This is a genomic window from Empedobacter sp. UBA7494 (assembly GCF_002478465.1).
Lineage (GTDB): Bacteria > Bacteroidota > Bacteroidia > Flavobacteriales > Weeksellaceae > Empedobacter > Empedobacter falsenii_B.
In genome coordinates, this window is sequence record NZ_DLOC01000092.1 from 81,347 (window position 1) to 97,241 (window position 15,895).

13 protein-coding genes are annotated in these 15,895 nt (G+C 31.6%); 12 read left to right on the plus strand and 1 reads right to left on the minus strand.

Features of this window, described 5'->3' with window-relative positions:
* Window positions 1-10: 10 nt before the first annotated feature.
* From hisD to B4E95_RS11125, 12 genes are all read left to right on the plus strand, one after another.
* The gene (gene hisD, locus B4E95_RS11070; RefSeq protein ID WP_291091538.1) at window positions 11-1,297 is read left to right on the plus strand and encodes a histidinol dehydrogenase; all 1,287 of its coding nucleotides are present in this window, start codon (window positions 11-13) and stop codon (window positions 1,295-1,297) included.
* A 14-nt stretch (window positions 1,298-1,311) separates the two neighbouring features.
* On the plus strand, window positions 1,312-2,358 hold the full coding sequence (gene hisC, locus B4E95_RS11075; RefSeq protein ID WP_291091540.1) for a histidinol-phosphate transaminase: 1,047 nt from the start codon (window positions 1,312-1,314) through the stop codon (window positions 2,356-2,358).
* Between the two features lie 75 nt (window positions 2,359-2,433).
* The gene (hisB, locus tag B4E95_RS11080; protein WP_291091542.1) at window positions 2,434-3,567 is read left to right on the plus strand and encodes a bifunctional histidinol-phosphatase/imidazoleglycerol-phosphate dehydratase HisB; all 1,134 of its coding nucleotides are present in this window, start codon (window positions 2,434-2,436) and stop codon (window positions 3,565-3,567) included.
* Between the two features lie 97 nt (window positions 3,568-3,664).
* Window positions 3,665-4,243, plus strand: a complete 579-nt coding sequence (gene hisH, locus B4E95_RS11085; protein WP_291091544.1) for an imidazole glycerol phosphate synthase subunit HisH — start codon at window positions 3,665-3,667, stop codon at window positions 4,241-4,243.
* Between the two features lie 19 nt (window positions 4,244-4,262).
* On the plus strand, window positions 4,263-7,382 hold the full coding sequence (locus B4E95_RS11090) for a S41 family peptidase (protein ID WP_291091545.1): 3,120 nt from the start codon (window positions 4,263-4,265) through the stop codon (window positions 7,380-7,382).
* An 82-nt stretch (window positions 7,383-7,464) separates the two neighbouring features.
* Window positions 7,465-8,178, plus strand: coding sequence for a 1-(5-phosphoribosyl)-5-[(5-phosphoribosylamino)methylideneamino]imidazole-4-carboxamide isomerase (gene hisA, locus B4E95_RS11095; protein WP_291061086.1), 714 nt, complete (start codon window positions 7,465-7,467; stop codon window positions 8,176-8,178).
* 1 nt (window position 8,179) lies between these two features.
* On the plus strand, window positions 8,180-8,932 hold the full coding sequence (gene hisF / locus B4E95_RS11100; protein WP_221854283.1) for an imidazole glycerol phosphate synthase subunit HisF: 753 nt from the start codon (window positions 8,180-8,182) through the stop codon (window positions 8,930-8,932).
* Window positions 8,929-9,558, plus strand: coding sequence for a bifunctional phosphoribosyl-AMP cyclohydrolase/phosphoribosyl-ATP diphosphatase HisIE (gene hisIE, locus B4E95_RS11105; protein ID WP_221854285.1), 630 nt, complete (start codon window positions 8,929-8,931; stop codon window positions 9,556-9,558). Before hisF ends, hisIE begins: the two co-directional genes overlap by 4 nt.
* Window positions 9,559-9,718: 160 nt before the next feature.
* Window positions 9,719-11,182: an ankyrin repeat domain-containing protein gene (locus B4E95_RS11110; protein ID WP_291091548.1), complete on the plus strand. Its 1,464-nt coding sequence runs from the start codon at window positions 9,719-9,721 to the stop codon at window positions 11,180-11,182.
* An 8-nt stretch (window positions 11,183-11,190) separates the two neighbouring features.
* Window positions 11,191-11,682, plus strand: a complete 492-nt coding sequence (locus B4E95_RS11115; RefSeq protein ID WP_291078280.1) for a DUF2271 domain-containing protein — start codon at window positions 11,191-11,193, stop codon at window positions 11,680-11,682.
* 1 nt (window position 11,683) lies between these two features.
* Complete coding sequence (locus B4E95_RS11120; protein ID WP_291091550.1) at window positions 11,684-13,873, plus strand: PepSY domain-containing protein; 2,190 nt, start codon at window positions 11,684-11,686, stop codon at window positions 13,871-13,873.
* 322 nt (window positions 13,874-14,195) lie between these two features.
* Window positions 14,196-15,197 (plus strand): FAD:protein FMN transferase, encoded by a 1,002-nt coding sequence (locus tag B4E95_RS11125; protein ID WP_291091552.1) that lies wholly within the window; start codon window positions 14,196-14,198, stop codon window positions 15,195-15,197.
* Window positions 15,198-15,371: 174 nt separating this feature from the next.
* Here B4E95_RS11125 and B4E95_RS11130 read toward each other — a convergent pair.
* Window positions 15,372-15,895, minus strand: a 524-nt coding sequence (locus B4E95_RS11130) for a hypothetical protein (protein ID WP_291091554.1), incomplete at its 5' end; no start/stop codon positions are given.

A 15,895-nucleotide genomic window follows, 5' to 3' on the forward strand; every position in this document is an offset into this window, starting at 1 on the left:
TCGTAACAACATGCAAACATATATCAAACCTCAACTTTCAGACTGGTCTACGTTAACAGCTCGACCAACGAAAGAAGCACAAGATTTACAAAAAATCGTTTTAGATGTTTTTGGAAAAATTCAAACAGAAAAAGATCAAGCATTAATTGTTTTTACAGAAAAATTTGATCAAGTTAAGTTAACTTCTTTAGAAGTTTCTACTCAAGAAATTGAAGAAGCAAAAACTTTAATTTCTGAAGATTTAAAACAAGCAATTCAATTAGCAGCTTCTAATATTGAGAAGTTTCACGCTGAACAACCCGAAGAAATAAAAGTTATTGAAACAACAAGAGGTGTAAATTGTTGGAGAGAATCTCGCGGTATAGAAAATATTGGAATTTATATTCCTGGCGGAACAGCTCCGTTATTTTCTACGACATTAATGTTAGGAATTCCTGCTAAATTAGCTGGTTGCCAAAATATTATTTTATGTACACCTCCTAACAAAGAAGGAAAAATTCACCCAGCAATTTTGTATACTGCAAACTTAATCGGAATTGAAAAAATATATAAAGTTGGCGGAATCCAAGCGATTGGAGCTTTAACTTTTGGAACAGAAACAATCCAAAAAGTAGATAGAATTTTTGGACCGGGAAATCAATATGTAACAGCTGCGAAACAAGTGGCTCAAAACTTTGGTGTAGCTATTGATATGCCAGCTGGACCAAGTGAAGTTTTGGTGATTGCTGATGAAACTTCAGTTCCTAAATATGTCGCAGCCGATTTATTGTCACAAGCAGAACACGGAATCGATTCGCAAGTGATTTTATTAACAACGAATGAGCAAACATTAAACGAAACAATTGTTGAAATTAATGCTCAATTAGAAGTTCTTCCAAGAAAAGAATTAGCAACTAAAGCTCTAGAAAATTCAAGAGGAATTGTTCTAAATTCTATCGAAGAATGTGTAAATTTCTCGAATATTTACGCGCCAGAACATCTAATTTTTGCTTGCGAAACGGCTGACAATTACATCGAAAAAATTATTAATGCAGGTTCCGTTTTCTTAGGAAATTATTCGTGCGAATCAGCTGGTGATTATGCTTCAGGAACCAATCACACACTTCCTACAAATGGTTATGCAAAAAATTATTCAGGAGTTTCGTTTGATAGTTTTATCAAGAAAATCACGTTTCAGAAATTATCAGCAGAAGGAATTCAAAACATTGGTCCAGCAATCGAATTAATGGCTGAAGCCGAAGAGTTATTTGCTCACAAAAATGCAGTAACCTTAAGACTAAATGATCTAAAATCGTAAATCAAAAATCGTACATGAATTCATTCAACATAAATAACATCATTCGTCCTAACGTAAAAACGCTAAAAGCTTATTCATCAGCTCGTGACGAATTTCAAGAAATAAATGACGATTTCGTTTTCTTGGATGCGAACGAAAATCCTTTCAATAATGGATTGAATCGTTATCCTGATCCTTTACAACGTAATGTAAAATGGATTTTAAGTGAAATCAAAAACTTTCCTGCAAATCAGATTCTATTAGGAAATGGAAGTGACGAAGTGTTAGATTTAATTTTCCGAGCATTTTGCGAACCGAATCTAGATAATGTTATTGCGATTTCACCTTCCTATGGAATGTATGGTGTTTTAGCGAATTTAAACGCTATTGAATACCGAAAATCGTTATTAAACAAAGAAGATTTTCAACCAAACATCGAAGATATTTTCTCGAAAGTAGATGAACATACAAAAATGATTTTTTTATGTTCACCTAATAATCCAACAGGAAAAATCATCAAAAGAGAAACTATTTTAGAAATTGTGAATCGTTTCAATGGCTTAATAATTATCGACGAAGCTTATATCGATTTCGCTACGGGAGTTTCTTGGATAAAAGAAATCAAAAATTATCCTAATGTAATTGTTACACAAACTTTATCGAAAGCGGTTGGTTTGGCAGGAATCCGTTTAGGAATTTTGTATGCTTCACAAGAAATTGTGGATGTTTTAAACAAGATCAAACCGCCTTATAATATTAATCAATTAACACAATTAAAAGCGATTGAAATTTTAAGCGATTACGATAAAGTGATAGCTGTTACAAATACAATTATCGAACAAAAAGAAGTTTTAGAAACTGCTTTAACTGAAATTTCATTTGTAGAAAAAATCTATCCAAGCGATGCGAATTTCATTTTGATTAAAGTTGATAATGCAAACGAACGTTACAATCAATTGGTCGAAAAAGGAATTGTCATTCGTAATCGAAACAACGATGATTTGTGTCAAAATTGTTTAAGAATAACGATTGGAACAGAAGAGGAAAACCAAAAATTAATACAAACACTTAAAATAATTTAATTTATGATTCTTGAATTACGATTGACGATTTCTGTCATTCATAAATCAAAAATTGTAAATCGTAAATATAAAATTATGAAGAAATTACTATTCATAGACCGCGATGGAACCATAATTTTAGAGCCTGAAGATTATCAAGTTGACAGCTTTTCTAAATTAGAATTCTATCCAGAAGCATTTACTTATTTAGGTAAAATTGCAAAAGAATTGGACTACGAATTAGTTATGGCGACCAACCAAGATGGTTTAGGAACGCCTTCTAATCCTGAAGAATTATTTTGGCCAATACAAAATTTCGTAGTGAAAGCATTCGAAAATGAAGGCGTGAAATTCGAGGGTATTTACATTGATAAAACTTTTGCTCATGAAAATGCGCCAACGCGTAAACCTGGAACGGCTTTATTAACAAAGTATATCAATAACCCTGAATATGATTTAACAAATTCGTTTGTGATCGGTGATCGAATAACGGATGTTAAATTAGCTCAAAATCTTGGTGGAAAAGGAATTTTTATCGCGAATGATGAGGCTTTAGGCGCTAACGAAATCAAAGACAATGAAGGTCTGAATGAAACGATTGCTTTAAAAACAACTTCATGGAAAGAGATTTACGAGTTCTTAAAACTTCAAAATCGCACTGCTTCAATTGTTCGTAATACGAATGAAACAAAGATTAAAATTGATTTAAATCTTGACGGAACAGGAAAATCGGATATTTCGACAGGAATTCACTTTTTCGATCATATGTTAGATCAAATCGCTCGTCATGGACAAATGGATTTAGTGATAAAAGTGGATGGAGATCTAGAAGTGGACGAACACCACACGATTGAAGATACAGCAATTGCTTTAGGTGAAGTTTTCGCGCAAGCGTTAGGAAATAAATTAGGTATCGAACGTTACGGATTTACTTTACCAATGGACGATTGTTTAGCGCAAGCAGCAATTGACTTTGGAGGAAGAAATTGGTTGGTTTGGGAAGCAGATTTTAAACGTGAAATGATTGGTCAAATGCCGACTGAAATGTTCTATCACTTTTTCAAATCATTTACAGACGGTGCAAAAGCAAACTTAAATATCAAAGCGGAAGGCACAAACGAACATCACAAAATTGAAGCGATTTTCAAAGCCTTTGCCAAAGCCATAAAAGTAGCGGTTAAGCGCGATCTAGAAAAAATGATTTTACCATCAACAAAAGGACTTTTGTAGACTTAAGTCTTAAGGTATAAGTTCTAAGGATTTTCTTATCCTTATGCCTTACGACTTAGAACTTAGAACTTAGAACTTAGAACTTAGAACAAAAAAAATGATAGCAATAGTAAAATACAATGCAGGAAATGTAAAATCGGTGTACAATGCAGTAACTCGTTTGGGATACAAAGCAATAATTACGGACGATTTTGAAACCTTACAAAAAGCAGATAAAGTAATTTTTCCAGGTGTTGGAGAAGCAAGTTCCGCAATGAATTATTTAAAAGAAAAAGGATTAGATAAAGTCATTAAGAACTTAAAACAACCAACATTAGGAATTTGTTTGGGTCAGCAATTAATGTGCGCTTATTCGGAAGAAGGAGATACCGATTGTTTAGGAATTTTCCCTATTCAAGTGAAATTATTTCCTTCGACAGAAATCGTTCCTCATATGGGCTGGAATACGATTTATGATTTAAAAACACCTTTGTTTAACGAAGTAGAAGAGAACTCCAACATTTATTATGTACATAGTTTTTATTGCGAGAATTCAGAATACACGATCGCGAAAACAGACTATATTTTAGAATATTCAGCAGCTTTACATAAAGATAATTTTTACGCAACTCAATTTCACCCAGAGAAATCTGCAGGAATAGGAGAACAAATACTAAAAAACTTTCTAAGTTTATAGTAATTATAAATTCACACACATGAAAAAAATAGTTTTTACTTTACTTAGTGCTTTTGCAATTTCGCAAGTTTCTGCTCAGGAAAAAGTGTATTTCACTTCTACTCCTTCTTTAAGTCCAGATGCTAAAACGGTTTATTTTAGTTACGATGGCGACATTTGGTCAACCGATATAAATGGCGGGAATGCATCAAGAATCACAGCTTTAGAAGGTGAAGAAATTAATCCTCGTGTTTCTCCAGATGGAAAATGGTTGGCATTCAGTTCTAATCAATACGGGAATTACGATATTTATGTGATGCCTATAAATGGTGGACAAATCAAGCAATTGACGTTTCATCAAGCCAAAGACGAAGTCGAAAGTTGGAGCTGGGATAGTAAATCGATCTATTTTACATCAAATCAAAATAATGGATTTGGAAGTTTTAAAATTGATTTAGATGGAAAAACACCAGAAGCGCTTTTTACAAATTATTTCAACACAACAAATGGTTTAGTAGAAACTCCTCAAGGCGAATATATTTTCACAAATTCATCTGAAAGTGCAAGTCAAGTTACACGAAAAAGATACAAAGGAGAAAATAATCCAGATTTATTAGGATATAATCCAACCACAAAAAGTTATAAACAATATACCGATTACAACGGAAAAGATTTCAATCCTACAGTTGATAAAAACGGAATTATTTATTTTATTTCGGACGAAAATAATGGCGAATACAACTTATATCAGTTAGCAAATGGTAGAAAAGAAGCGTTAACAAAATTTGAAACTTCGATCAAGAAACCTTTTGTTTCGGCTGATGGTTCAAAAATTGTTTTCGAAAAAGATTATCAATTATTTGTTTACGATGTAAAAGCTAAAACCTCGAAACCACTTACAATTAATGTTAATTCGAATAAATCTTTAGAAAAAGAACAAAATTTTGAAGTTGAAAATAATATTGATTATTTTGATATTTCTCCCGACGGAAATAAAATGGCTTTTGTAAGCAGAGGAATTATTTTTGTTTCGGATAATGAAGGAAAGTTTATCAATCAAATTTCTGATGGAAAAGAACGTGTTTTAGAAGTAAAATGGTTAAAAGACAATAAAAATTTAATATTCAACCAAACCTATAAAGGTTACCAAAATTGGTTTAAAATTTCGGCAGATGGAAAAGGAAAAGTTGAACAATTAACTTCTGATTTAAGAAATAATCGAGACATTACATTCAACAATGATTTATCACAAGCTGTTTATTTAAGTGGAGGCGATGAAGTAAGATTATTAGATTTGAAATCACTTAAATCATCAACAATTGTTAAAGATGAAATTTGGGCTTTCCAAAATTCAAAACCATCTTTTTCTCCAAATGATGAATATGTGTTATTCTCTGCAAAACGCAATTTCGAGTTAGATATTTTTATTCACAACATCAAAAAAAATACAACTGTTAATTTAACTAATACTGGTGTTTCCGAAGCCGATCCTACTTGGTCTCCAGACGGAAAATACATTTATTTTTCAAGTGATAGAAAAAACCCATCCTATCCTTTGGGAATGCAAGAATCAAGTATTTATCGCGCTTCTTTAGATTGGTTTGACCAAGCTTATAAATCAGAAAAATTTGATAATTTATTTGTAGAAGAAAAAAAGGTTGAGAAGAAAGAGAAAAAAGAAGAAAAGAACGACTTTAAAGCATTAACTATTAATCCAGAAGGATTCTTGGAACGAATTGAATTGGTAACAGACCGTTTTGGATATCAGACAAATCCTTTTGTTTTTGCGGATGATAAAAAGCAATTTTTATTCTATAACACCAATCAAGAAAATGGTAAATTTCAGTTATACAGAAAAACAACCACTGATTTTGAAGAAGATAAAACAGATAAAATATTCAACAAAGGCGCTGATTTTATCGTAAAAAATGAGAAAAATCTTTATGCTTTAATCGATAATTCTGTTTACAAATTTGGCATTAGTTCTACAAATCCTGAAAAAGTTAGTATTAAATATAATTTCAATAAAAACTTGGCTTCAGAATTCAATCAAATGTACGAAGAAGCTTGGGCTGGAGTAGAAGAAAATTTCTATGATGAGAATTTTCACGGAATCGATTGGAAAGCGAAAAAAGAGCAATACGCAACGTTTTTACCTTATGTTAACAATCGAAATGATTTAAGAATTTTGTTAAATGATATGCTAGGTGAATTGAATTCTTCGCATTTAGGTTTTTCATCTTTCGGAAAAGAAGAAAGTCGAAGATTGAATTATTTCACAAACGAAACGGGAATTATTTTCAAGAAAGATCAACCTTTTACAGTTGAAAAAATCTTACGAAAATCTCCTGCTTTCCTTAAAAATATTGATATTCAAGAAGGTGATATTTTAGTAAGTGTGAATGGACAAAAAATCGATCAAAACCAAAATCGTGAAACTTATTTTACAACACCTAAAAAATTAGAAGAATTAACTCTTGAATTTGACCGAAAAGGAAAAACAATTTCGACGAAGATTCATCCTATTTCAAATAATGAATTGAAATCGCTTTTATATGATGAATGGATTTATGAAAATCGTCAGCGTGTCAAAAAATTAAGCAACGATAGAATCGCTTATTCGTACATGAAAAATATGTCTACTTCTGAATTGGATGTGTTTTTATTAGACATGGTAGAACAAGAGAATAGAAAAGATGGTGTCATTTTAGATTTACGTTTCAATACAGGTGGAAATGTGCATGATAAAGTCTTGAACTTTTTATCGCAAAGACCTTATTTGAAATGGAAATATCGTGAAGGACAATTAACTGTTCAACCGAATTTTGCACCTTCAGGAAAACCAATTGTTTTATTAATTAACGAATACTCATTAAGCGATGCTGAAATGACAGCTGCAGGATTCAAAGCCTTAAAATTAGGAAAAATCATTGGTCAAGAAACGTATCGTTGGATCATTTTCACTTCTGGAAAAGGATTAGTTGATGGCTCATTTTATCGTTTACCAAGTTGGGGAACTTATACTTTGGACGGACAAAATTTAGAAAAAACTGGAGTTAAACCTGACATTTATATTAAAAATACGTTCTTAGATCGATTAGAAAATAAAGACCCACAATTGGAACGTGCAATCCAAGAGATCATGAAAGAATTAAAATAATTTACGAAGGTTAATTTACGAATTACGATTGTTTCTTAATCGTAATTCGTAATTCCAAAATCGTAAATCTGACATAACAGTTATGAGAATCATCCCAGCTATAGATATTATCGACGGAAAATGCGTACGATTGTCACAAGGCGATTACGATACAAAAAAAATATACAACGAAAATCCGTTGGAAGTAGCAAAAGAGTTCGAGGATTATGGTATCGAATATTTGCACTTGGTAGATTTAGATGGAGCTAAATCAAAACAAATCATTAATTATAAAACGTTAGAATTAATTGCTTCTAAAACCAATTTAAAAGTTGATTTTGGAGGTGGAATTAAAGCAGATCAAGATATTAGAATTGCTTTTGAATGTGGCGCAAACCAAATTACTGGAGGAAGTATTGCGGTTCAAAATCCAACATTATTTCAAGAATGGATTTCACAGTATGGAAGCGATAAAATCATTTTAGGTGCAGATGCTAAAGATCGAAAAATAGCAACACATGGTTGGTTAGAAACGTCAGAACTAGATGTGATAGATTTTATTCAAGAATATAAAACCAAAGGTATTGATTATGTGATTTGTACAGACATCGCGAAAGACGGAATGTTAGAAGGAACTTCAAACGATTTATATGCAGAAATTTTAGCGACTTCGGAGGTCAAATTAATTGCTTCTGGTGGCGTTTCTTCAATCGATGATCTAATCAAAATAAAAGAATTAGGCTGCGAAGGAGCAATTCTTGGAAAAGCGATTTACGAAGGGAGAATTCAATTGAAAGACTTAAAAAAATTGTACTAATATGCTGAAGAAAAGAATCATACCATGTCTCGACATCAAAGATGGACGAACAGTAAAAGGTATAAATTTCGTTGGATTACGCGATGCGGGAGATCCAGTGGAATTGGCAAAAAAATATGTAGAAGAAGGCGCTGATGAATTGGTGTTTTTGGATATTACAGCCACATTAGAAAAGCGTAAAACTTTAGCTGAAATGGTTGAAAAAATTGCTTCAGCGATTAATATTCCGTTTACAGTTGGTGGCGGAATTAATTCTGTGGAAGATGCTTCGGCGGTCATCAAAGCTGGTGCAGATAAAGTTTCCGTTAATTCTTCGGCTGTCAAAAATCCTCAATTAATTGCAGATTTAGCAGCTCGATTTGGATCGCAATGTGTAGTCGTTGCAGTAGATACTCGCGATGGAAATGGGACACAAAAAGTTTTCGTAAGCGGTGGAAAAATTGAAACCGAATGGGAAACGTTAGATTGGGTCAAAAAAGTAGAAGAATTAGGTGCTGGCGAGATTCTGTTAACGTCTATGGATGGCGATGGAACAAAAGCTGGTTTCAAAATTGATATTACAAAAGCGGTTGCTGACGCTGTAAATCTTCCAGTAATTGCTTCTGGTGGCGCAGGAAAAATGGAGCATTTTACAGAAGTTTTTACCCAAACCAAAGCAAGTGGTGGATTGGCTGCAAGTATTTTTCACTTTGGTGAAATTTCGATTCCAACACTTAAAAGTTATTTAAAAGAACAAAATATTCCGATACGATGAACATCGATTTCAATAAAAGTAACGACGGATTAGTTCCCGTTATTATTCAAAATTATCTTAACAACAAGGTTTTGATGTTAGGTTATATGAACGAAGAAGCTTTTAACAAAACCCAAGAAATTGGAAAAGTGACCTTTTATTCTCGTTCAAAAAATAGATTATGGACAAAAGGTGAAGAATCAGGCAACTTTTTAGAAGTAAAATCTATCGCAGTTGATTGCGATAACGATACGATTTTAATCAAAGCAAAACCTTTTGGACCAACTTGTCATACGGGTTCTACGACTTGTTTTAAAGAAGAAACCAACCACGGATTTGTATATGAATTAGAACAAACCATTAACGATAGAATTGATTTAGACAACGATCCAGATTCGTATACTAACAAATTATTCAAAAGAGGAATCAATAAAGTTGCGCAAAAAGTAGGTGAAGAAGCAGTCGAATTGGTAATTGAAGCCAAAGACAACAACGATGATTTATTTATTAATGAAGCCGCGGATTTAATGTATCATTATTTAATTTTATTAAAAGCCAAAGGTTTCAAATTAGAAGATGTTGAAAACATTTTGAAATCAAGAGAAAACCGTCCAAGACGAGCTGAATTAAGTCGTTTAGAAATATAAAAGATTGCAGATTAGCAATCTTTTTTGTTTTCAAAAAACTGATGTTTAGCAGAATTAGCCAAATTTATTTGATTTAATTAGAATTAATATAAATAAAAATAATACTTTTGAAATCAAATTAAAATTAGTCTAAATAATCATTACAATATATTCTATTCATATGAAAAAATTATTCATTTCTGCTGCTATCCTTGTCGCTTCATTTATTCAAGCTCAAACGAACACGTTGATGGATGCTGGTTTTTGGAAAAATAATCCTACAATAGAAACTGTAAAAACTGAAATTTCGAAAGGAAACAGTCCTTCTTTTCAAAATGGTGGTTTCTTTGATCCTGTTGTGATAGCGATTAACAACAAAGCAGATTTTAATGTGACTAAATTTTTAATTGAACAAGAAGGAAATTCTGTTGATAAAAAAACGCATCACTCAAGAATTTATCTTCAATGGGCTGCTGCTGCGGGGAATTTAGAATTGGTAAATTATTTATTAGCCAAAGGTTCTGACGTTCATTACAAAGATAGCCACGGTTACGATGTGATCACATATGCAGCAAGTGCTGGAAATCAGAATATCGCAGTTTACGATGCGTTGATTAAAGCTGGTGCTAATCCAAAAATTAAAGGAGAAGATGGTTCAAACTTAATCATGCAAGCGATTGCGAATGATGATGATTTAAAAGTTACAGAATATTTTATTTCAAAAGGTTTATCATTAAGTGATAAAGACGCTAATGGACGTACTGTAGCAGATTATGCTGCAAAATTAGGAAACTTATCAATCATAGATAAATTAATCGCGAAAGGAATTAAACCTACTGATCAAGCTTTATTTTTTGCCACACAAGGTTCGAGAACAAAAGAAAATGGCGTAGAAGTTTTCCAAGAATTAATTACAAAATATAAATTAAACCCGAAAGCGTTAAATCCAGACGGACAAACATTATTACACGCTTTGTCTCGCAGAGGAAACTCAGAAACAATCAACTTTATCTTATCAAAAGGTGTTGATGCGAAAATTGCTGATAAAGAAGCAAACACTGCATTAATGGTGGTTGCTGGAGGAAAAAATACAGATTTAATCAATACATTTTTATCAAAAGCAAACAATGTAAATGCGGTTAATAAAAATGGTGAGTCAGCTTTAACGAAAGCTGTTGCTTCTGGTACATCTCAAATCGTTTCTTTATTGTTAGAAAAAGGCGCTAAAGCTTATATTGTAGATAAAGATGGAAATAATTTGGCTTATTATTGGTTCAATTCTTTCAAACCAAATGATGAATCATTCGCAGAAAAACAAGCTTTATTAACAAATGCAAAAGTTGATTTTAAAGCTACTCAAAGTAATGGTGCAACTTTGTTACACATTGCTGTTGATAAAGGAAATGTAAATTTGGTGAAAAAAGCGATTGAATTAGGTGTGAATCTTAATACACAAGATGAAGACGGAAATACAGCTTTACACAAAGCAGCTTTGATTGCGAAAGGTGATGCAATCTTGAAAACTTTGGTTGCTGCTGGAGCGAAAAAAGATATTAAAACAGAATTTGACGAAACAGCTTATGATTTGGCTGGAGAAAACGAATTCTTAAAGAAAAATAATGTGTCTATTGACTTTTTAAAATAATGAAGGAGATGAAATTTAACTTAATCAAAAAATTAGTTGGATTAGTTGTAATCTTAATGGCAACTGCCACTTTTGCTCAAACAACAAAATACAAAACAATGATTCAGATGAATAATTACACGGGAAAAGAAGCCTATGTAGTGATTTCATTAATCAATCCAAAAGGACAATACGAAAAAACTTTAGGTATTTTGGGAACAGATAACGAGTGGTATAACACGTTAAAAGAATGGCACAAATTCAATAGTAAAAAGAAAGAAAAATTAAACGGAATCACAGGTGCTTCAGTTGCTGGAGGAGCGAGAGCGACACGTGTCATCGAGTTTGATACTGCAAAATTGAATAAAGGATACAAATTACGTTTTGAATCTGCTGTAGAAACTCAAAAATACGTCACAAAAGATGCCGAAGTTGCAATAAATTCTTCGGATTTAGACAACAAAGCAGGTATCAAAGGTTCAGTTTATATTAAAGCCGTACGTTTTATAAAAGTTCAATAAAATGACATTATCTATTTGGAGATATGCGCATTTGAGTCTTGCAATTTTATCTTCAGCATTTTTAGTTATTCTATCTATCACAGGAGTAATTTTGGCTGTTGATGCAATAAACGAAAAATCGCCCGCATACAAAGTAGAAAATTTCGATAACATAACACTCGCGCAAGTTTTACCAACTTTGCGCGAGCATTATTTTGAAATAATAGAAGTAAAAGTTGATCACAATGATTTTGTGACAATTGATGCGATGGACGAAGATGGAAATTCGATCAAATCTTACATTGATCCTACAACAGGAAAAAAGATTGGTGAGATTGTTCCAAAAAGTGATTTCATCAATTGGGTCACAGCCTTGCACCGTTCATTATTTCTAAAAGAAACAGGACGAGCAATTGTTGGTGTCGTATCTTTTTTATTAATGTTAATTTCAATAAGTGGATTAATCTTAATCGTAAAACGTCAACAAGGAATTCTAAATTTCTTTACCAAAGTTAACAAAGACTCCTTTTCACAATATTTTCATGTTGTAACTGGACGTTGGTTATTAATTCCCGTTTTAATCATTGCATTAACAGGAACATTGATTTTCTTAGCGCGATTAGAACCTTTAGTTGGTCAACCAAAAGAAATTGAGCATCAAGCTAAAGAAAATTTACAACCAAAAGATTTAAAAGACATTGAATTCTTCAAAAACACGAAATTAAGTAGTGTTGAAAAGATTGAATTTCCTTTTATTCCAGATGATGAAGCAGAACCATTTATCGTTCATTTAAGAAAAAAATCGGTTTCGGTGAATCAAGTAAATGGAGCGATTATTTCAGAATCGTTGAATCCTTATTCAGCAATTGTAGAAAAATTCAATATCGATTTACATACAGGTCGCACTAATGTGATTTGGGCTGCGATTTTAGGAATTGCTTCGCTTAACATTTTATTCTTTATTTGGTCAGGATTTGTAATTACGTTCAAACGTACAAAAACGAAAATTGGCAAAAATAAATATAAAGCCAACGAAGCTGAAATTATCCTTTTAGTTGGTTCAGAAAATGGTGCAACTGTTGGATTTGCTTCAAAAATTCAAGAGCAATTTTTAGCAAACGGAAAAAAATCATTTATCGCTCAGATGAATCAATATGAAATTTATCCAAAAGCAAAACAACTCATCATTTTTACCTCAACTTATGGAATTGGTGATGCGCCTGCGAATGCTAAGAAATTTGAACAATTAATCACACAATTTCCACAAAACCAATCCATCGAATTTTCTGTTGTAGGATTTGGATCAAGAGCCTATTCAGATTATTGTGGCTATGCAGTTAAAGTTGACAAATGGTTGAATGACCAAAAATGGGCTACTCAATTATTGGATTTGAAAACTGTAAATGATAAATCGCCTGAAGAATTCACAAATTGGGTCATTGCATACAAAGAAACGACAGATATTCCTTTAGCAACAACGCCTGCGATGTATGTTGGAAAAGCACCAAAACTGAAAAATGTTAAGGTTATTTCTACCACTAAAATCACACAAGAAGATGCAACATTTAAAGTTGTTTTAGATGTAAAAGAAAAATTCAAATCTGGAGATTTATTAGCAATTTACCCCGAAAGTGATCACAAAGAACGCTTATATTCAGTTGGAAAAGTTGATAATAAATTACAGTTAATTGTTAAATTGCATGAGTTTGGATTAGGTTCTCAATATTTATATAATTTAGTTCAAAATTCTACGATTAAAGCTCGAATTGTAAAAAATAAAGCCTTTAGATTTCCAAAAGCTTCAAAAGTTGTGATGATTGCAAACGGAACAGGAATTGCGCCTTTTCTTGGGATGATTGATGAGAATTCAAAAAATATTGAAACGCATTTATACTGTGGTTTCAGACATGATAATGAAACAACAAAATCTTATCAAGAATTTGCTACGAAACAAATTTCTACCAATCATTTGAGTCAATTTCACATTGCTTTTTCACGTGAAGAAAATAAACAATATGTGATGGATTTAGTCAATCGTGATGCTAAATTCTTTGCTGAAACATTGCAAAATGGTGGAATTCTTATGATTTGTGGCGCTCTGACAATGCAACATGATGTGGAAAAAGTTTTGGAAGAAATCTGTCAACAACATTTGAAGAAATCATTCGAAGAATTCAAAACAAATGGACAATTTTTGACGGATTGTTATTAAAATTTATTCCGTCTAATTTCTCGATACATTTGAAAATTTCAATAAATTTTCAAACACTCGAAGTGACGGATTACATTATTTTCGTCAGTTCGAATGATTTTCATTTCGATAGAATAAGAAAATCGAATCGAGAACTTTGATGAAAATAATCTGAAATTATAAATAAATAGTGAAAAATTGAACGAAATTTCTCAAACACTCGAAATGACGGATTAAACTAAATTTTTCGTCAGTTCGAATGATTTTCGTTTCAACAGAATAAGAAAATTGTATCGAGAACTTAGACGAAAATTTACTCACAATAACAAATGAATAAAACATCATGCAATTCATTCTAAAAAATATATTCACTTTTATACTATTGTATGTTCTAACTCCGATGAATGCTCAAACGGTTGGAGTTAGAGATACAATTTTAATGGGAAGTAAATTCAAAATTACATTGGTTGATTCCGATTCTATTTCCGTTGAAAAAAACATCAATAAAGCAATTGATGAAATGATTAGAATTGAGAATTTGATTTCTGATTGGAAACCAACTTCGCAAGTTTCTCTTGTCAATCAAAATGCGGGAATAAAAGCGATAAAAGTAGATCGAGAAGTTTTTGACTTAACAAAGCGTGCGATTTATTTTTCGCAACTAACCGATGGTGCTTTTGACATTAGCTTTGCGGCAATGGACAAAATATGGAAATTTGATGGTTCAATGGAAAAGATTCCAACTCAGGAAGAAATTTCAAAAGCCATCGAAAAAATCGGTTATCAAAACATTATTTTAGATGAAGAAAATTCAACAATATTCTTAAAAAAAATTGGAATGAAAATCGGTTTTGGTTCAACAGGAAAAGGTTATGCAGCACAAAAAGCACGAACTTTCATGCAAGACTTAGGAATACAAGCGGGTATAATTGATGCTTCTGGAGATATGACAACTTGGGGAAATCAATCAAATGGAGAACCTTGGAAAATTGGAATTACAAATCCATTTAATCGACATAAAATGTTGGATATTCTCTCAATGAAAAATGCTGCTGTTACGACTTCTGGTGATTACGAAAAATTTATTTTGATTGATGAAGTTCGCTATTCACACATTATTAATCCCAAAACTGGAATTCCTTCAACAGGATTAAAAGGGGTTACAGTTATTGGTCCGGATGCTGAAATGTGTAATGGTTTTAGCACTTCTATCATGGTTTTAGGAAAAGAAAAAGGATTGAATTTAATCAATCAACAAAAAGATTACGCTGCTCTTTTTATTACAGATAAAGGGAAGATTATTCGTTCAAAAAACTACAAAAAAATTAAACGAAAACTTGGGTAATAACACTTAAAAATGGTATTTGGATATGCAGTTTCAACGTAAAAATGCGCCTTACTAAGCATTCCTAACTACAAAAACATTTATACAAAACAACACTCTCAAAATATCAATAATTTAGCCTAAATTATTTAGGTGTATAATAATGTTTAGTAGATTATTTTTATTGAAAAAGTATTATTTCATTTTTAATAATTCTTCTTTAAAATCCTTATATAAAATGTTATATGTTTTTAATAATTGCTCATCTTGTGTTGTCGACGATGTTGAATATTCATATGATATTTTTATTCTAGACATCGACTCTTTAGAGTATAATACTTTTCTTTTTTCTATATCTATTAATTGTAAAATAACGTGGTACTCTCTCTCTTTATTTTTTTCATATGTAGTTATAGATGTGAAATTTTTTTGAGCTAAAATACTAGGCTTTAAAATAGTTTGAATTAGTAATATATATTCACTTTTTGTTTCATTTCTAATTATATCCAATTGTTCATCATTTAAATGAAAAATAAATTTCTCATTACTAAATTCTAGAAAACTTGGATTCAATAAAATATTTTTAATAATATTAGAAAAATCTGAATCTACTTTATTAGAAAAATCAACTCCTACTGAATAAAAATTATTCTTTATTAAAACAAATTTATCTTCTTCTTTTATAGAAAAATTATTTAAGTTTTTTTCTGTATGTAAAT